The 18,122-nt window shown below is 29.4% G+C and carries 19 protein-coding genes; 5 read left to right on the top strand and 14 right to left on the bottom strand.

All coding sequences use genetic code 11. The features are described 5' to 3' along the window. Nucleotides 1–79: 79 nt before the first annotated feature. The 13 genes from aat to sstT are packed head-to-tail and all read right to left on the bottom strand — an operon-like array spanning nucleotide 80 to nucleotide 12,311. Nucleotides 80–721: a leucyl/phenylalanyl-tRNA--protein transferase gene (gene aat / locus L8X28_RS00920; RefSeq protein ID WP_263665262.1), complete on the bottom strand. Its 642-nt coding sequence runs from the start codon at nucleotides 719–721 to the stop codon at nucleotides 80–82. Further along, on the bottom strand, nucleotides 696–2,825 hold the full coding sequence (locus L8X28_RS00915) for an AAA family ATPase (protein ID WP_263665261.1): 2,130 nt from the start codon (nucleotides 2,823–2,825) through the stop codon (nucleotides 696–698). Before L8X28_RS00915 ends, aat begins: the two co-directional genes overlap by 26 nt. After that, the gene (locus tag L8X28_RS00910; protein WP_220566880.1) at nucleotides 2,822–3,115 is read right to left on the bottom strand and encodes an ATP-dependent Clp protease adaptor ClpS; all 294 of its coding nucleotides are present in this window, start codon (nucleotides 3,113–3,115) and stop codon (nucleotides 2,822–2,824) included. Before L8X28_RS00910 ends, L8X28_RS00915 begins: the two co-directional genes overlap by 4 nt. Next, nucleotides 3,099–3,716: a TlpA disulfide reductase family protein gene (locus tag L8X28_RS00905; protein ID WP_263665260.1), complete on the bottom strand. Its 618-nt coding sequence runs from the start codon at nucleotides 3,714–3,716 to the stop codon at nucleotides 3,099–3,101. The genes L8X28_RS00910 and L8X28_RS00905 overlap by 17 nt, the downstream gene beginning before the upstream one ends. 12 nt (nucleotides 3,717–3,728) lie before the next feature. After that, nucleotides 3,729–4,184, bottom strand: coding sequence for an SsrA-binding protein SmpB (gene smpB / locus L8X28_RS00900; RefSeq protein WP_039668585.1), 456 nt, complete (start codon nucleotides 4,182–4,184; stop codon nucleotides 3,729–3,731). Beyond that, nucleotides 4,184–4,939: a 4-(cytidine 5'-diphospho)-2-C-methyl-D-erythritol kinase gene (locus L8X28_RS00895; RefSeq protein ID WP_263665259.1), complete on the bottom strand. Its 756-nt coding sequence runs from the start codon at nucleotides 4,937–4,939 to the stop codon at nucleotides 4,184–4,186. Before L8X28_RS00895 ends, smpB begins: the two co-directional genes overlap by 1 nt. Further along, a complete protein-coding gene (gene csrA, locus L8X28_RS00890; RefSeq protein WP_012661763.1) occupies nucleotides 4,936–5,163 on the bottom strand; it encodes a carbon storage regulator CsrA in 228 nt (75 codons plus the stop codon). The genes L8X28_RS00895 and csrA overlap by 4 nt, the downstream gene beginning before the upstream one ends. Beyond that, on the bottom strand, nucleotides 5,157–5,975 hold the full coding sequence (gene truB, locus L8X28_RS00885; RefSeq protein ID WP_263662493.1) for a tRNA pseudouridine(55) synthase TruB: 819 nt from the start codon (nucleotides 5,973–5,975) through the stop codon (nucleotides 5,157–5,159). Before truB ends, csrA begins: the two co-directional genes overlap by 7 nt. Continuing rightward, nucleotides 5,972–8,035, bottom strand: coding sequence for an ATP-dependent helicase (locus tag L8X28_RS00880; protein WP_263665258.1), 2,064 nt, complete (start codon nucleotides 8,033–8,035; stop codon nucleotides 5,972–5,974). The genes truB and L8X28_RS00880 overlap by 4 nt, the downstream gene beginning before the upstream one ends. Next, entirely contained in the window at nucleotides 8,032–8,478 is a 447-nt protein-coding gene (locus L8X28_RS00875) for a hypothetical protein (protein ID WP_220566874.1), read from the bottom strand. Before L8X28_RS00875 ends, L8X28_RS00880 begins: the two co-directional genes overlap by 4 nt. Next, nucleotides 8,471–10,192 carry a M3 family oligoendopeptidase gene (locus tag L8X28_RS00870; protein ID WP_263665257.1) on the bottom strand — a complete coding sequence of 574 codons (1,722 nt, stop codon included), beginning with the start codon at nucleotides 10,190–10,192 and terminating at the stop codon, nucleotides 8,471–8,473. Before L8X28_RS00870 ends, L8X28_RS00875 begins: the two co-directional genes overlap by 8 nt. A 4-nt stretch (nucleotides 10,193–10,196) precedes the next feature. Further along, a complete protein-coding gene (locus L8X28_RS00865; protein WP_263665256.1) occupies nucleotides 10,197–11,075 on the bottom strand; it encodes an aspartate carbamoyltransferase catalytic subunit in 879 nt (292 codons plus the stop codon). Nucleotides 11,076–11,084: 9 nt separating this feature from the next. After that, nucleotides 11,085–12,311, bottom strand: a complete 1,227-nt coding sequence (gene sstT / locus L8X28_RS00860) for a serine/threonine transporter SstT (RefSeq protein ID WP_220566871.1) — start codon at nucleotides 12,309–12,311, stop codon at nucleotides 11,085–11,087. Nucleotides 12,312–12,458: 147 nt separating this feature from the next. Here sstT and metK point away from each other — a divergent pair, with 147 nt between their 5' ends. Further along, a complete protein-coding gene (metK, locus tag L8X28_RS00855) occupies nucleotides 12,459–13,652 on the top strand; it encodes a methionine adenosyltransferase (RefSeq protein ID WP_263665254.1) in 1,194 nt (397 codons plus the stop codon). Nucleotides 13,653–13,662: 10 nt separating this feature from the next. Here the strand turns inward: metK and L8X28_RS00850 are convergent, their stop codons facing one another. Next, complete coding sequence (locus L8X28_RS00850; protein ID WP_263665253.1) at nucleotides 13,663–14,985, bottom strand: apolipoprotein N-acyltransferase; 1,323 nt, start codon at nucleotides 14,983–14,985, stop codon at nucleotides 13,663–13,665. Between L8X28_RS00850 and yajC the strand changes: the two genes are divergently transcribed. Genes yajC through L8X28_RS00830 form a run of 4 tightly spaced genes read left to right on the top strand, consistent with a single transcriptional unit; the run spans nucleotide 14,955 to nucleotide 18,118 of the window. Beyond that, the gene (yajC, locus tag L8X28_RS00845; protein ID WP_039618686.1) at nucleotides 14,955–15,230 is read left to right on the top strand and encodes a preprotein translocase subunit YajC; all 276 of its coding nucleotides are present in this window, start codon (nucleotides 14,955–14,957) and stop codon (nucleotides 15,228–15,230) included. The genes L8X28_RS00850 and yajC overlap by 31 nt on opposite strands. Further along, a complete protein-coding gene (secD, locus tag L8X28_RS00840; protein WP_263665252.1) occupies nucleotides 15,223–16,803 on the top strand; it encodes a protein translocase subunit SecD in 1,581 nt (526 codons plus the stop codon). The genes yajC and secD overlap by 8 nt, the downstream gene beginning before the upstream one ends. After that, complete coding sequence (gene secF, locus L8X28_RS00835) at nucleotides 16,803–17,774, top strand: protein translocase subunit SecF (RefSeq protein WP_220566868.1); 972 nt, start codon at nucleotides 16,803–16,805, stop codon at nucleotides 17,772–17,774. The genes secD and secF overlap by 1 nt, the downstream gene beginning before the upstream one ends. Before the next feature lie 2 nt (nucleotides 17,775–17,776). Next, on the top strand, nucleotides 17,777–18,118 hold the full coding sequence (locus L8X28_RS00830) for a DUF6394 family protein (RefSeq protein WP_263665251.1): 342 nt from the start codon (nucleotides 17,777–17,779) through the stop codon (nucleotides 18,116–18,118). Nucleotides 18,119–18,122: the final 4 nt, after the last annotated feature.

Below are 18,122 nucleotides of genomic sequence, written 5' to 3'. Positions count from 1 at the left end.
AAATAAAGCTTTTATAGACTAAAAGCAAAAATCATTCCAAAATATTTATGCAATTTTATTTATGTATAAGTATATCTTTTTATAGTAAATTTTTGAAATTTTTAAAGCCACTTTCAAGTGAAACTTTTTTTTCTAGTGTTTTCAAAAAATCTTTTTTTGTCATTTCTTTAGCACCCATAAATTTTAAATGCTCATTAGGCACTTGACAATCTATTAAAAAATCATATGGTTTTAAAAGCTCACAAAGTCTTATTAGAGCTACTTTTGAGGCATCTTTTTTAAGACTTATCATACTTTCACCAAAAAATATTTTACCTATTATAAGTCCGTATAAACCGCCGATTAAAACATCATTTTCATAAACTTCAACACTATGAGCTAAATTTTGCTCAAAAAGCTTTGTATAAACTTGTATAAATTCTTGACTTATCCAAGTTTTTTTTCTTTTTGCACAATGATTTATAAGCGAGTTAAAATCAAAATTAAGTCTTATTTCATAAGTTTTTAAAGCTTTTTTTATGCTTTTTTGTATGCGCACTTCATCAGGTAAAAGCACCATTCTAGGAGAAGGGCACCACCAAGTAACAGGATTGCTAGTCCATGGAAAAAGCCCTAAGCTATAAGCATGAGGTATAAAATCTACTTCTAGTTTTTCACTAATAAAAACAGGCGCATCATCAGGGCTTTTTAAAAGTTTAGAATACAAATTCAATTTTTTCATTTTTGGAAAGTTTGAGTTTTAATTTACCGCCATTTTTTAATTTTCCAAATAAAATTTCATCACTTAATCTCTCGCCTAATTCTTCGGCAATAATGCGTTTTAATAATCTTACTCCAAATTCTTTATTATTAGTTTTTTTAGCAAGAAATTCTTTTACTTTTTTATCAGCTTCCATGGTGATGTTGTTTAAATTTTTTGCCATTAAATCTAGTTCTTTTTGAACGATTTGTTCTAAAATTTCTTGGCTTAAGTCATTAAAATGAATGATTTTATCTATACGGTTGATAAATTCAGGTGCGAAGAAATCTTTTATAGCTTTATTACTTTTTTCTTTATCACTGCTTAAAAAACCGAGCTCATTACTTTCTTTGAGACCTAAATTTGAAGTCATAATGATAATAGTATTTTTAAAATCAGCTTTTAATCCACTATTATCTGTTAAACTTGCATTATCAAAAATTTGTAAAAAGGTATTAGTTAAATCAGGATGAGCTTTTTCTATCTCATCAAATAAGACCACGCTAAAAGGATTTTTTCTAATACTATTACTAAGCAAGCCACCATCTTCATAGCCCACATAACCTGCTGAAGTTCCTATGAGTTTGCTCACATCATGTTTTTGCGAGTATTCACTCATGTCAAACCTTTCAAGATTAAGGTTTAAAATTTGTGCTAAATTTTTTGCAAGTTCGGTTTTACCAACTCCACTTGAACCGGTAAATAAAAACACGCCTTTTGGGATATTTTTGCCTTTTAACCCCGCATAGCTTTGTTTTAAAATAGAACACAAAGCTTTAATGGCTTCATCTTGTCCAAAAATATTTTGCTTTAAGTTTTGCTCTAAATTTTTTAAGATTTTACCTTGATCACTTTCATAAATTTTATGAGAATGTGTCATTCTTGCTAAAGTATTTTCTAAATCTTTTATTTTTACTATTTTTTTACTTTTTTTATCTTCTAAAGCAAAGCTTGCACCAAGTTCATCAATTAAATCAATTGCACTATCGGGTAAAAATTTATCATGTAAAAATTGTTTTGCTAGTTTTATACTTGTTTGTAAAATTTCATCACTGATTTTGATTTTGTGAAAATTTTCATATTTGCTTTTTAAGCCTTGCAAGATCAAAAAACATTCTTCTTCACTTGGCTCATCTATATCAATTTTTGCAAATCTTCTACTTAGAGCTTTGTTTTTATCAAAGGTATTTTTGTATTCTATGAAAGTAGTTGCACCTATGCATTTGATATTGCCATTACTTAATGCAGGTTTTAATAAATTTGACATATCTGCATGACTTTCATTGCTTGCGCCGGTTCCTACTATGGTGTGAATTTCATCTATAAATAAAATAGCATTAGGGATATTTTCTAATTCTTTAATGATATCTTTTAACCTTTTTTCAAAATCACCCCTATATTTTGTCCCCGAAAGTAAGCTTGTCATATCAAGGCTATAAATTTTTGAGTTTTTTAAATGTTTTGGCACTTTTTCTTCAGCTATAGCTAGTGCTAGCCCATCTATAATGGCACTTTTACCAACACCTGGTTCACCAACTAAAATAGGATTATTTTTCTTACGACGGCTTAGAATTTGCATCATTCTTTCAAGTTCAAATTTCCTACCTATAACAGGATCTATTTTGCCTTTTTTTGCAAGCTCAACTAGCTCTATGGTATGGGTTTTTAAATTTTCAAATTCAGCATTTTGTAACAATTCTTTTATTTTTTCTTCTTCTATTAGGTGTTTTTTTAAGATATTATAAGAATAAGCTTTTTCTTCTTTGCAAAGTGCAATGATAAAATCAATCACACTTGTTTGATTTTTTGCATTTAGCTTGTGTAATATATTTTCCAAGATCACAGAAAAAATAGGTTCTATTTCTTTTTTTAAAATTTCATTATTTTTAGCTAGATAATTTTTTAATTCATTTTCAAAGCCTTGTAAATCACCATCTCCGATTTCTTCAAGTAGATTTTTAAAATCATTGCTAAGCTTAACTAAAGCAAAAAGTAAATGCTCACAAGTGATAAATTCATGATGATTGATAAAGCTTAAATGTCTTGCATTTGGTATAAATGAGTCAATCAATTCTTTATATTTCATTGTTCTTCTATCCTTGTTTGGAGTGGAAAATCATTATTTTTCGCTGCCATGTCAACTTGCTGTTTTTTGCTAAGTGCAATTTCTTCTGTGTATATGCCACAAACTCCGCTTCCTTGATGATGGATTTCAAGCATAATTGCACTTGCTTTTTCAAAATCATGATGAAAAATATTCATTAAAATTTCAATTACAAAATCCATGGTGGTAATATCATCATTTAAAAGCAAAACCTTAAACATTTTAGGTTCTGCTAGTTTTTGTTGTTCTAAAATTTCATTTTTTAGACTCATTTAATATCCTAGTAATATCTTCTTGCATAATCTCAGTAGAAACTTTTCCAAGATAATATTTCACATAACTTTTTGAGTCTTTATTCCAAAAATCTGTTAGATCTTGATAATTCCCATCTTTTAAAACTACTTTAAAAGGAAGTTGTTCCATGCTTTGATAGTTGATATCTTTTAATGCTTGTGCAACAATTCTATCATTTTCTTTAGAATTGCTTAAGAAATAATACGCCCCATATTTAATGGCAAAATCTTTTACAGCTTGATCGCTAACATTTTCAAAATGACTTAGTCCTATGATGATAAAATTGTCAGCATTTTTTTGCCACAAACTTGTTAGATGAGCGGCTTCTTCTTGACAAGGTGTGCAAAAGGTTCCAAAAAAATCAAACATTAAAATTTTACCCTCTTCACCTTTTACTACAAAACCATTTTGTGTTCTTACTAGGGTTTTCTCGCCACCATTGACACTTTTTAAAAGAATTTCATCACCCATTTTATACTCAGCAAATGCAAATTCATTTTCGATTTTTTCTTCACTTGAGCAAGCATTTATTAAAAATGCAAAAGCAAATGTAAAAAATAAATAAGTAATTTTTTTCATCAAAATCCTTTTTTAATAATGATTTTTCATAGCAGCTCTTGCTTCAAGATCTGCTTGTTTTTTCTTTAAGCTTTCTCTTTTATCGTGTAAGTTTTTTCCTTTGGCTAAGGCTATTAAGACTTTTGCTTTATTTTTTTCATTAAAATAAAGTTCTAATGGCACTATAGTAAAGCCTTGGGTGCTAATTTTACCAAAAAGCCTATCGATTTGCTTTTTATGCATTAAAAGTTTTCGCGCACCTTTTTCATCATGCTTATAAAAAGAATGTGTAGTGCTAAGATGAGAAATATGAGCATTAAGTAAGAAAATTTCACCTTTGATAATACGCACAAAAGAATCTTTCAAATTTGCTCTACTAGCTCTTAATGCCACTACTTCAGAACCTTTTAAAACAATACCTGCTTCAAATTTTTCCAAAATTTCATAATCAAAAAAAGCTTTTTTGTTTTTTACTATAGTTTTTTTCATCATTTAGCCTTAAAAACTCCACTTCCACTTCCACTTAAAAAATAAGCCTCATTAAGAAAAGTTTGCATTTTAGGATAAATTTTTACACAAGGAGCAAATAAGTCGTTTAAATCAGTATTTTTATACTCTAAAATTTCACTTGTTTTGAGTGTTTTAAGTGTTTTGGCTAAATTTAAATTCGCTGTTAAATCATATGAACTTTCATCAAAAGCTTTATATACTTTTGCGCTTGAACATTCAATAGCAGGAAAAGTAAAATCAAGTTGGCTAAAATCATCTTCAAAATATTCTACAATCTCGCCACACCCGCTAACATTTGCACTATTATATCCGCTTAAAAAAAAGATTAAATCAGAGCCAAGGTTTTGGCAGATTTGTTTAAGTTGTTGTTGATTGAGTTTTAAATTTAAAGTTTCGTTGATCATTAATAAAAATACAACCGCATCGGTACTGCTTCCACCAAGGCCTCCACCTATGGGAATGTTTTTGATAAGCTTTAAACTTTTGTCTTTAAAAAATTCATTTAATTCATTAGAAAAACCTAAATTTTCTAATTCTTTATAAGCTTTGTGTATGATAGTATCTTGAGTAAAATTTCCAATAATTTCAAATCCTTCTTTAGTTTTTTCATCACTAAAGCTTAGCTCATCAAAAATATCTTTTAATAAAACAAAGCGTGATTGTAATAAATGATAAGATCTTGAGTCAATTCCTATGATTTTTAAAAAAATATTAGCTTTTGCGTAAGCTTTCATTTTTTAAGCTTTTTACTTAGATCGTCAAGTTTTATCGTTTCATCGCTAATTGCATGTAAATTTTCACTTTTTACTTGCTCGATAAGCTCTTTGCGTAGTATCATTAAAGACTTTGGAGCTTCGATGCCTATTTTAGCATAGCCTTTGCCTGTTTGAACTACTTTGATTTCTATATCATCTCCGATTTTTATACTTTCATTTTCTTTTCTTGATAAAATTAACATTTTAATACCTTATTTAAATAATATTGCACTTGATTATCTTGGATAGAAATGATAGAAAAAAAATCTTTTTCTTCTAAAATATAGCTACCTTCTTCTTGAATTTCCAAATCGTCCAAAAATATTTTTTGTCCATTGTGTAATTTTTGGGGATATTTTATCGTATTTTTTCTAAGATTTAAATAAGCTAAAGGATTTAACTCCTTTTCATTCTCATAAAAAAACCCTCCTTCGCTTAAACGCTCTAATGAGCTTAGTGTGGCTTTAATACCAAGTTTTCTAGCAAATAATTCACAATAAGAGCGTATATAAGAACCCTCACTAACTGCTATTTCTATGGTTAAAAAGGGATGGTTGTAATGTAGAATTTTAGTATAAAAAATTTCCATAACACAAGGCTTTAAATTGACTTCAAAACCTCTTTTTGCAAGCTCATAAGAGCGCACCCCATCTATTTTTTTTGCACAAAATGCGGGTGGGGTGTAGGTGATTTTACCTAAAAGTTCATTTTTAATTTGTTCTAAAACTTTTTCTTCAAAAGCATTTATAAGATTGATTTCTTTGATATTTTGATTATCAAGGCTTAGTGAATGCGCGCCTAACCAAAGTGTTGCTTTATAAACTTTTGGATTTTTATCAAAAAAACGAAAAAGTTTTGTGTATTGATCAAAGGCTATGAGTAAAACACCTTTTGCAAAAGGATCAAGTGTTCCTGAAAAACCTGCTTTTTTATTTTTATATTTTTTCTTGAGTTTGCCTAAAAAAGCATTAGAACTCATACCGCTTGGTTTATAAGCTACAAAAAGTTTATTCATATCACTTTTTCCACAAAACTTGACATTATCATTCTTTCTATGCCTCCAAAATTAATCGTGAGTTTTTCTTCAGCGCCTATTTTACTTACCCCAGTGACTCTGCCTATGCCAAAAATTTTATGTTTGATTAAATCGCCTTTTTTGTAGCAATTTTTTTGATGATCTAGTGTTAATTCTTTTTTGATTACATTACTCTCGCCAAAAAATCTACTTTTTTCTAATCTTGTGCGACTTCCTTTATAAAATCTAGAATTAGCATAACTTAAATAAAGTTTTTTCTTGGCTCTAGTGATTGCTACATAGGCAAGTCTTCTTTCTTCTTCTATATTACTTGATTCGCTAGTGAGTGGGAAAAATCCTTCTTCTAAACCTATGATAAAAACATAATCAAACTCAAGTCCTTTGCTTGCATGAATACTCATAATACAAATACTTTCTTTATCAAGTCCATCTTGCTCATTAAGTAAAGAAATTTCATTTAAAATATCATCTAAGCCATTATAATTTCCATGAGTAATTTTATCTTTTAAATTAGCATAAAGTTCATCTATATTTAAAAGTTTATCTTCGCCCTCTGGATTATCTTTGCAAAATTCTTTGATTTTAAATTCTTCTTCTAAGGCTAAAATCATTGCAAGCAAATCATCTTTTTCTTTGATTTTGTGTATGCTTAGTATGAATTTTTCTAATTCTTTGTCCGTTTTTTTACTAAAAAAACCACTTCCTTGCAAAGCACATAGGCTTTCAAATAAAGACAAATGATTTTCTTTGGCATAATTTTCTAGCTTTTCTAAACTTGCATTACCAAAGTTTCTTTTAGGGCGGTTGATAATGCGTTTAAAAGAATAATCATCATTTAAATTTGAAAGCAATCTTAAATAAGAAATAATATCTTTAATTTCAGCTCTTTCATAAAAACGAATTCCACTTAGCAATTTAAAAGGAATTTTTTCTTTGCTAAAAGCTTCTTCAAGAGCACGAGATAGGGCATTTACTCTATAAAGTATGGCTATTTCACTAGGATTAATCCCCGAGTTTAAAAGTTTTGAAACTTCTCTTGCGACTTTAAAACTTTCAATTTTTTCATCATCATTTTGTAAAATTGTAATTTCTTCGCCCTCATCTTTGGTGCAAATCAAAGTTTTTCCTAGTCTTTTTCTATTATGCTCTATAAGCTCATTTGCAGCTTGCAAAATAGCGCTAGTTGAGCGATAATTTTGCTCTAGTTTTACTAATTTTACATTGTTAAATTGTTCTTTGAAATTTAAGATATTTTCTATTTTAGCTCCACGCCAACCATAAATACTTTGATCATCATCACCCACCACGCAAATATTTTCATGAGATACGCAAAGTTTTTTTAGAATTTGATATTGCAAGGCATTGGTATCTTGATACTCATCTACTGTTATATAGGTATATTTTTGACTTTGCTCTTGTGCAAATTGTTCATCTTCTAAAATTTTATTAGTTAGCATGAGTAAATCATCAAAATCCATGAAATTATTTTGGATTAAAAAATGCTCATATTGCTCATATAAATGAATGATTTCTTCGTAATTTTTGTTTTTTTCATCTTTTAAAAATTCTAATTCTTTGCGTATTTCTTGAGCGCTTTTGCTTTGATTTTTAAAATTTGAAATATAAGCACCTATGCTTGCTAAAGAGCTTTGTAAATTTTCGCTAGCTAAATCTTTTAGTATTTTCTTTTTATCATCTGTATCGATAACGACAAAATTATTTGCTCTATTAATTCTTTCGCTATAAAGTCTTAAAAATAACAAACCAAATTTATGAAAAGTACATAAAAGGGGATTATGTAAATTTTGATCTTGTAAAAGTGCTAAGGCTCTTGTTTTCATTACATTAGCAGCTTTATTTGTAAAGGTTAGCGTGAGGGTATTTTGCGCAGGAATACCTACATGATCGATTAAATAGGCAAGTCTAGTGGTAATGGTTTTAGTCTTTCCACTACCTGCACCTGCTAGTATCAGCATAGCTCCATCAATATGCATGATAGCTTCTTTTTGGCTATCATTTAAACCTTCAAAAAAACTCATTTTTTAAATAAATCTTTATTGCTGGGATTGTTTAAAAAAGCATTCATGGATTTTTCTTTTAACTTTTGATCATTTTGCTTTTTAAAATAGTTTGAAAAATTGACAAAAATGATATTATCTTCAACTTGAATTTGAGTAATTGCCCCTAAATCCACTTTCACAAAGGTTGCAAAATCATCAGGCCCAAAACCTGCATGAAATTCTATATGCTCATTTGTTAAAACTATGGATTTAAAAGTATAACCACCAAGTGCAAAAAGACAATAAGGATTTTTACTCACTACATCTAATTCTGGTGGTAAAGGAGGTTCGAGTGTAACAAATTTAGTATTTACAATGATATTAAACTCAATATCTTCTTGGATTAAAATTTGCAAACATTCATAAATGCTTTTTTGCATTAAAGTTATAAAATTTTTATTATTTAAAATTTTATCAATCATTACTTAGCCTTAAAAATTCATCTACTAGTATCCTAACTTGCTCTAAGCCTATATTCCAAAATTCATCACTTTCTATATCAAAGCCAAACATAGCTACAAGTTCTTTTGGGCTTTTACTTCCCCCGCTACTTAAAAATTTGATATAAATTGAAGTAAAATTAGAGCATTTACCACTTTTATATAGACCATAGAGTGCTAAAACTAAAAGTTGTGCATAAGCATAAGCATAGCAGTAAAATGGAGAGTGTATAAAATGTGGTATATAAGAATACCAAAGAGCATAGTTTTTGGTTAAAACTACGCTATCTTGAAACATTTTTCTTGATTCTTCAAGCCAAATTTCACTTAGTTCTTGAGCACTTAGCTCTTCTTTTTTAGCATGAAATCTGCGTTCAAAAGTAGTAAAATTAATTTGTCTATAAAGAGTAGCAAAAATATCTTCAATTTTTGCTGCATATAAAGATAAAAGTTCTTCTTTGTCTAAAATTTCTTTAATATAATCAAAAATCAACATTTCCGCAAACACTGAAGCAGTTTCTGCTGTAGTTAGAGGTGTATCTTGATTTAAAAAACTTACTTTATAAGAAAGTTTTTGATGTATAGTGTGGCCTAGCTCATGTGCTAGAGTGAAAAGATCACGTCTTTGCTTGGTATAGTTTAAAAGTATGAAAGGATGGCTTAGCGGCGTGCTTGAGTGAGAAAATGCTCCACTTTGTTTAAATTCTTTAGGATAGATATCAATCCAATTATTCTCAAAAGCTTCTTTTGCTATCATATAAAAATCTTTAGAAAATTTTTCAAAGGCTTTTAAAACTATATCCTTTCCTTGATCAAAATCAACTTGCATTTCTTTTCCAATAGGTGCATAACGATCATAATCTTTTAACTTTTTATACCCTAGAATTTTTTTCTTTGCATTATAAAATTTAGAAACAATATCAAAGCTATTCTCGCTAGCACTAATAAGCGCATCAACACTTTTTTTAGAAATTTGATTTCTTATATGTCTTGGGGTTTCTGGACTTTCATAAGATCTTAACTCACAAATATTAGCAAGTTCACTTTTAATCATATTAAAAATATATACTAAAAGCTTGTTTTGTTTTTTTAAAGTTTTGCTAAAGCATTTTGAAGCTTTTTTTCTAATGCTTCTATCTTTATCATAAAGCTTGCTTAGAATTTCTTCCTCACTTAATTTTTGTCCTTCAAAATTAAATTTTAAAGCACTAAAGGTTTCATCAAATAATCTTGCAAATGCATTTGAACCTGTACTTGATAGAGTTAGGATAACTCTTTCTTCTTTTTTAGAAAGATTGTGTTTTTTGTGTTTGATAAGATTATTTAAATAAAACTCATAATCTTTACAAAATGTGATGAAAGTTTTACTTTTTTCTTCTTTTAACTCGCAAAATTCAAGTTCAAAAAATAAAAGATTTTCTTCTATTTTTTTACTTAAATTTTCATATTTTGCATAAAAAGCACCTTTGGTAGTATCTTGAGCAAAATTTAAATACACATAGGTTAGTATGTGAGAAAGTTTTAAGATTAATTCTTCATAGTTTTTTAAAGCTTGCAAGAATTGCTCATTGCTTAAACTATGAAGATTATTTTCATATTGTTTTTTAAATTCACAAGCTTCATCTTGGGTTTTTTGTAAAAAAAGATTTAATTCTTGCTCATCTTTAAATAATGTACTTAAGTTCCAATTTTGCATGATTTTAGCTTTCTAAAATGAGTTTTTTTAATACAGCCATTCTAATGGCAACACCATTTTTAACTTGAGTTAAAACCTTACATCTTTTATCAGCCATTACTTCATCGCTAATATCGATATTTCTATGTACAGGACCAGGATGTAAGATAATGAGATTTTTATCTTTTATTAAATCTTTGCTAATACAAAAATCATTTGCATAATCTTTAAGTGATGCATAGGTTGGAATATTGTGTCTTTCAGTTTGCGTTCTAAGACTCATGATAATATCAACATCATCAATAACTTCTTTTAGTTTATTTGTTTTTTTGATAGGATAATTTGGCATAAAATGAGGTGGGGCTACTAGGGTGATATCAATACCAAAACGAGGTAATAATTCTAAATTTGAAGCAGCAACGCGTGAGTTTTTAATATCTCCTACTATGGCTATTTTTTTACCTTTGACATTATAATCAAAATGCTCCATTATAGTAAAAAGATCAAGTAAAGCTTGGGTAGGATGAGCATGCTTGCCATCACCCCCATTAACTATAGGACAATGAGTATAATTTGCTAAAGTATGAGGCACACCTGAGTTTTTGTGTCTAACTACAATAGCACTTGGTGTCATTGCATCTAAATTCGCAGCAGTATCAAAAAGTGTTTCACCTTTGCTTGAACTACTTCTTGAAACATCTAATTTTAAAACTTTAGCACCTAGTCTTCTTGCGGCTGTTTCAAAGCTTGATTGAGTGCGTGTTGAATTTTCAAAGAAAATTGTTGTAACACTTTTTCCTTTTAAAAATGTACGCGGTTTTTCATCCAAAAATTCTTTTGCTTCTTTAAATAAAGCCAAGATTTCATCATTGTTAAAATCTTTTGTAGTAATTAAATGCCTCATAAGCCCTCCTTAAATTTTTAAATTAAGCTCATTATCTGAACAAATAGCACTAAATAAAACATCTGTTGAGCTATTTAATGCAGTTTCAACACTATCTTGGATAACCCCTATGATAAAACCAACCGCAACTACTTGCATAGCTATGTCATAATCAATATTAAACAAAGAGCAAGCAAGTGGTATAAGTAAGAGTGAACCCCCAGCAACCCCACTAGCTCCACAAGCTGCAAATGCGGCTAAAACACTCAAAAGCATAGCTTGTAAAAAATTTATTTCAATACCTACTGTGTGAGCTGCTGCAAGACTTAGTATAGCTATAGTTACAGCTGCTCCTGCCATATTAATCGTAGCACCTAGTGGAATAGAAATGCTATATAGGTTATTATTGATATTTAATTTGGAGCAAAGTGCCATATTTACAGGAATATTTGCTGCAGAACTTCTTGTAAAAAATGCAAAAACAGCACTATGTTTTAAACAAATAAAAATCAAAGGATAAGGATTTTTCTTTGTATAAGCAAAGACAATTAAAGCATTAATCACAAAAGCTACAAAAAACATAGTCAAAACTAAAATTATTAATAATTTAATATAACTAAAAAGTCCTGCTGCTCCTGTTTGAGCAACTGAATTAGCCACAAGTCCAAAAATTCCAAAAGGAGCAAGCTTGACTATAAATTTAACAATTTTTAATACACCCTCGTTTATATCAGTAAAAAGTTGTTTTGCATCATTAGAGCAATGTCTTAGAGCAAAACCTCCACCAATAGCCCAAGCTAATATGCTTAAATAATTTCCTGAAGATAAGGCATGGATCGGATTGTCTACTACTTGAAAAAGTAAGGTTTTAAATACTTCGCCTATATGCGCAGGGCTTGTAGTGGAAGCTTTTTCAATATCGGTTAATACTAATTCTACAGGAAAGATAAAACTTATACTAACTGCGCTTAAAGAAGCTAAAAAGGTTCCAAAAATATACAAGAAAATAATGTGTTTTATTTTCTCACTTCCATGATTAAATTCTTTTGTGCAAATGGTTGTTAAAATTAAAATAAAAACTAAAATTGGCGCTATAGCTTTTAATGCACCTGTAAATAAAGCACCAAAAATATTTGCAAAAATAGCTAAATCTTTAGAAAAAATACCTACTAAAATTCCTAAAACAATACCTATGCAAATTTGTAAAATAAGATTTCCATCTTTATAGCGTTTGATTGCATAAGAAAATAAACTCATTTCTTACCTTTTTTTGTAGTGATAAATTTAAATTTATTCTAGCAAAGTAAAGCTTAAATAAGCTTTTTGAATTTTAAGTTAGCTTATGTTATTATATTTTAGAAAATTTTTAATTTAACGAAAAAGATGATGCAAGGAATATAAAATATGTATTTATTTACTTCTGAAGTTGTTAGTGCAGGACATCCTGATAAATGTGCTGATATTATAGCTGATTCTATAGTTGATGCCTTTTTAACTCATGATAAAGACTCAAGGGTTGCTAGTGAGGTTTTTGTAGCAGGAAATAAAGTAGTAATTGGTGGTGAGATTAAATCAAAATATAAACTAGAAAAACAAGATTATGAAAATATTGTAAAAAAAGCTCTAGCAGATATTGGTTACAATGGAAATCCGCATTTTAGCAAAAAACAATGTTTGCACCCTGATGATTTAGATGTAATGGTATTTTTAAATGAGCAAAGTCCTGATATCAATCAAGGTGTTGATCAAGAAGATGGAGAGATTGGAGCAGGTGATCAAGGTATAATGTTTGGTTTTGCAAGCAATGAAGCAAAAGAATATATGCCAGCAGCTATTTCTTATGCTAGAATGCTTTGTGATAAAGTATATGAGTTTGCAAAAAACAATCCTGATAAACTTGGAGTAGATATTAAAACTCAAGTTACAATTGATTATGCAAATAAAGAAAATTTTGAAAATTGCAAACCTCAAAGTATCCATACTATTGTAGTTTCAGCTCCTTGTGTTGAAAGTATGAAAATAGAAGATTTAAGAGCTTTGGTGATGGATTTGATTTTGGATTCAAATTTACCAAAAGAGCTTTTTTGCCCAGAAAAAACAAGAATTTTAATCAACCCAACGGGAAAATATGTAAATCACAGCTCATTACATGATAGTGGTTTAACAGGAAGAAAGCTTATAGTAGATAGCTTTGGTGGCTATGCTCCAATAGGAGGTGGTGCACAATCTTCTAAAGACTATACTAAAGTTGATAGAAGTGGACTTTATGCTGCAAGATGGCTTGCTAAAAATATTGTAGCAGCAGGGCTTGCTAAAAAATGTATAGTACAACTTTCTTATGCTATAGGTGTGGCTAAACCAACTTCTGTAAGTGTGGATTGCATGGGAACAAATACAAGATTAGATGATGATATTTTAAGTGATTTTGTGATGAAAACTTTCCCATTAACTCCAAATTGGATTAAAAATAAATTCAATCTTGATAAACCAAGTAAAGATACTTTCATGTATGCTGATGTAGCTGCTCGTGGTCAAGTGGGTCAAGCTGATTATCCTTGGGAAAAATTAGACGCACTTGATGAATTTAAGGCATTATAAAATGAAGCTTTTAAGCTTCATTTTGCTTTAAAAGTTTTTCTTTTATCTTTAAAATCAATACTTCTTTTGGCTTAATTACTGCATTTTCTTTTCCATTAACTGCATGATATATACTTACATTATAATTATTTGCATAAAAACGCATTAGAAAATTTTGTAATTTATACTCACTTGAAAAATTAAACCAAGCATTGTTTGAAATAGCGATGATGATTTTTGAGTGTTTGTAAAGTTTTTCTTTTGTAGCTTCAAAGCAGATAGCATTAGTGATGAGCTGATTATTTAGAGTGTATTGATTTAATTCTTTTCCTTTTGAAAATTCATCAATATTTAAAAGATATTTTTTAAAAAAGTTTTTAAATATAGGAATTTCTTCTCCAAAAGGTACAAGATAATGTTTGTTAAAAACTTGTATGTTGCCATTGTCAAATACATAAGTACTATTGTATAGATGATTAGGTGTAGTGCTTATAGCACCTGCAATGATGATGATTTGTTTTGATAAATCTTTTAAGGCTTGTAAATAACTTGGTGCTTTATTTAATGCAAAAGCAAAAGCAGTTTCAGGAAAAATAATTGCTTCTTTACCTTCTTTTATAGCCTTGTTGATTTGATAAAATATATCTTTAGAATGAGTTTGTAAATTTTCTTGTATGAATTTTTGATCTTGAGAGATATTAGTTTGGATTAATTTATAGTCTAAATTTAGTGTTTGTGATTGTTTTTGATTATATTGAGCTCCGATTAGAATAAGGATTAGAATAATTGCTATTTTATAATATCTTGAAATATATTTTTCATAATAAAAATAAGCAATCAAAAACATAGCTATAATACCTTGGTAACTTGCATCAAAGATTCCATATACACTTAAAACACCCCAATTTAGCCAATCAAAGCCAAAAGGATGAATAAAACAAAGTAAAAAAATTCCACAAAGCCTTAAAAAATCATATTTAAGAAAAAAACATATAAAAAACAAAAACCCATAAATTAATCCAATTAAGATAATTTCTAAAGGAATTAAATAAGCTAAATTAAAATAAATTGATGATAAACCTATCCACCAAAACCATAAAATTCCTATAAAAAAACCGGTGTAAAAATATCCTGCTTTACTTTTGTTTCTTAGTAATAAAATTAAACCATATATGCTTAAAAATGGTGAGATAAATTCGAAAAGTAAATTTTCAAAAAAAGAAAAATAAATAAAATTTGACAATAAAAGTGCAGAAAAAAAGGCTTTTATTATTTTAAAAGTGGTAGAATTAGAATTTATGAACTTTAAAAAAAGGGGAAGAAATGGCAGAAAACGGAAATATTTGGACTTCATTGTTGCCTCTCATTGTGCTTTTTGCGATTTTTTATTTTTTGGTTATTAGACCACAACAAAAACAAGCAAAAGACCATAAATTGATGGTTTCATCTTTAGAAAAAGGAGATAAAATCATCACAAATGGTGGGATAATTTGCGAGGTGGTAAAACCAGAAGAGGATTTTATCAAAGTTAAGCTTAATGATGAAAATGTAGTTGTAAAAATTTCTAGAGATTTTATAGCAAAGAAAATTGATGCGTAGTGGAAAAATTACTTATAGAAGTATTATTTTCTTTGTAGTTTTTCTTATAGGGCTTGTTTTTTCTATACCTTCTTTTATGCAAACCCAAAGTGGTGCTAAGATTAACCTAGGACTTGATTTGCAAGGTGGTTTGCATATGTTATTAGGTGTAGAAGTGGAAGAGGCGGTTAAGTCAAAGGTTAAATCCATAGCCTCTTCTCTTAGTTATTCTATCAATAAAGAAGATATTATTGTTGATAAAATCAAAGTAAATGATACTAGTATTGAATTTAGTTTATTGGATGAAAACGATGTAGCTAAGGTTGATTTGTTGTTAAAAGACATTAAAGGCTTGGCTATTGCACACGAAAATTTACACTACACACTTTCTTTAACCCAAGAAGAAATTAAATTAACTCATGAACAAGCTATTTTGCAAGCTGTAGAAACAATTAGAAATAGACTTGATCAATTTGGTCTTGCAGAGCCAAATGTAGCAAGATCAGGTGAGGATAAAATTTTAGTCGAACTTCCAGGTATTAAAACTGCTGCAGATGAGGCTAGAGCTAGAGAACTTATTGCAAAAGCTGCACATTTGCAATTAATGGAAGTAGATGATGTTAGAATGGATCAGGTAAATAATCTTACTCTAGCTCAGGCTGCTGAATATGGAGATTTAATTTTTGAAGATGCAAAAAATCCTCAAATTAAATATCTAGTAAAATCTATACCTATTCTTGATGGTTCTATGCTAACAGATGCAAAAGTAGGTTTTGCGCAAAGTAATAATCTTCCTGTTATTAATTTTACCTTAAATTCAGAAGGTGCTAAAAAATTTGGAGACTATACAGGAAATAATGTAGGCAAACGCTTAGCTATAGTTTTAGATAATAAAGTATATTCAGCTCCAAGAATTAATGAAAGAATAGGTGGAGGTAGTGGTCAAATTAGTGGTAGCTTTACTGTTGAAGAAGCTCATGATGTGGCCATTGCTTTAAGAAGTGGGGCACTTTTAGCACCGGTTAAAATGCTTGAAAAAAGAAGTGTTGGACCATCTTTGGGTGCTGATAGTATTAAAATGAGTATGATAGCCCTAGCAGGTGCTTCTATATTAGTTATTGCATTTATGGTGATGTATTATGGTATAGCAGGAATTTTTGCTAATATTGCTTTAGTGGCAAATATTTTAGTGATTATTGCTGTAATGGCTATGTTTGGTGCAACCTTAACTTTACCTGGTATGGCAGGACTTGTGCTTACTGTAGGTATGGCAGTAGATTCTAATGTTATTATTAATGAAAGAATTAGGGAATTATTGCGAGATGGTGCTAGCATAAGGCAAAGTGTTGAAAATGGCTATAAGCATGCAATGAGTGCGATTTTAGATTCTAACATTACTTCGCTTATTACTTCAGTAGTACTTTATGCTTATGGAACAGGTGCGGTAAAAGGTTTTGCGGTGACTTTAAGCATTGGAATCTTAGTTTCAATGATTACTTCTATTGTTGGAACTCATGGTATGTTTGAAATGTTTATGAACCGTATGGAAAAAAGCAATAACACAAGATTATGGTTTGGATATAGGAGACCTTAATGCAATTTTTTAGTCAAAAACATATTTATGATTTTATGAGAATGAGATTTGCAGCCATCTCTTTGTCTTTTATTTTATTTTTTGGTTCTATTTTTATCCTTTTTACTAAGGGTTTGAATTTTGGTATTGATTTTACCGGTGGAACTTTGGTACAACTTCAATATGAGCAAAAAGCACCCTTGGCTGAAATTCGTAAAGCTTTATCTATAAATGAAAATTTAAAAGGAGCTAGTGTTACCGAATTTGGTAGTGCTAATGAAGTTATTATTCGTTTTTCAGGAAGTAGCGATAGCTTGGGAAGTGATATTGGAGTAAGTATTGCAAATTTGTTAAAAGATACAGGTAAATTTGAAGTGCGCCGCGTGGATGTAGTAGGTCCAAAAGTAGGAGATGAACTGCGTAATAAAGGTCTTATGGCGGTTGGAATTTCTTTGATTGCTATTTTGATTTATTTGGCAGTGAGATTTGAATGGCGTTTTGCTATGGCTTCTATTGTGTGTGAAATTCATGATATAGTCATTACTTTAGGTGCTATTGCATTATTTGAAATAGATGTAAATTTAGATATTTTGGCGGCTGTTTTAACTGTGCTTGGATATTCTTTAAATGATACGATTATTATTTTTGATAGGATTAGAGAAGGTGTTAAAACAAGTAAAAATTCAAAACTTGATTTAATTATTAATGAATCAGTTTCTGCAACTTTATCAAGAACTACTTTAACAACGGGTTTAACTTTAATCACTGTTGTAGTGCTTTATTTCTTTGGTGGATCTATGATAGAAGGTTTTGCTCTAACTATGATAGTGGGTATTGTGGCAGGTACTGCAAGTTCTATATTTGTAGCAAGTCCAGCACTTTTATGGTTCAAATTTAGTGTTACGCAGTATCGTCAAAAAGAATTAGAAAAAGTAAAGAAAAAACAAGAAAAAGAGAAATTAAGAGCGATGTATGAAAAAGGAACGGTGTAAAAATGAATTGGGGTAAGGTTATTTATATCTTTTTTGCTCTAATGAGCTTAACTACGACCGCAGGATTTTTATATGATCAAAATGAAGTTGCATTATTTATTGCAGCTTGTGTGAATTTAATTTCTACTTTATTGAAAATTGGAGTTAGAAATTTCTTAGCAGCTGAATTATTTGCTAGTTCTTTAGTGGCTGATTTGCATTTAATTCCAGCTTTTGCTTTAATACAAATTAATCCAGAAGCTAATATTATGGTTTATACTTTAGCAATTGGTGCTTTGATAGCTAATATCTTTTCAATGATTTTAGTTATAGTTGATTCAGTAAAAAGTCAAGAAGAAAATTAGGAGT

The sequence above is a fragment of the Campylobacter sp. CNRCH_2016_0050h genome (genome assembly GCF_025772605.1).
GTDB lineage: Bacteria > Campylobacterota > Campylobacteria > Campylobacterales > Campylobacteraceae > Campylobacter_D > Campylobacter_D lari_D.
Note: the sequence above shows the minus strand (reverse complement) of the source record. Positions and strands in the feature narration are given on the sequence as shown.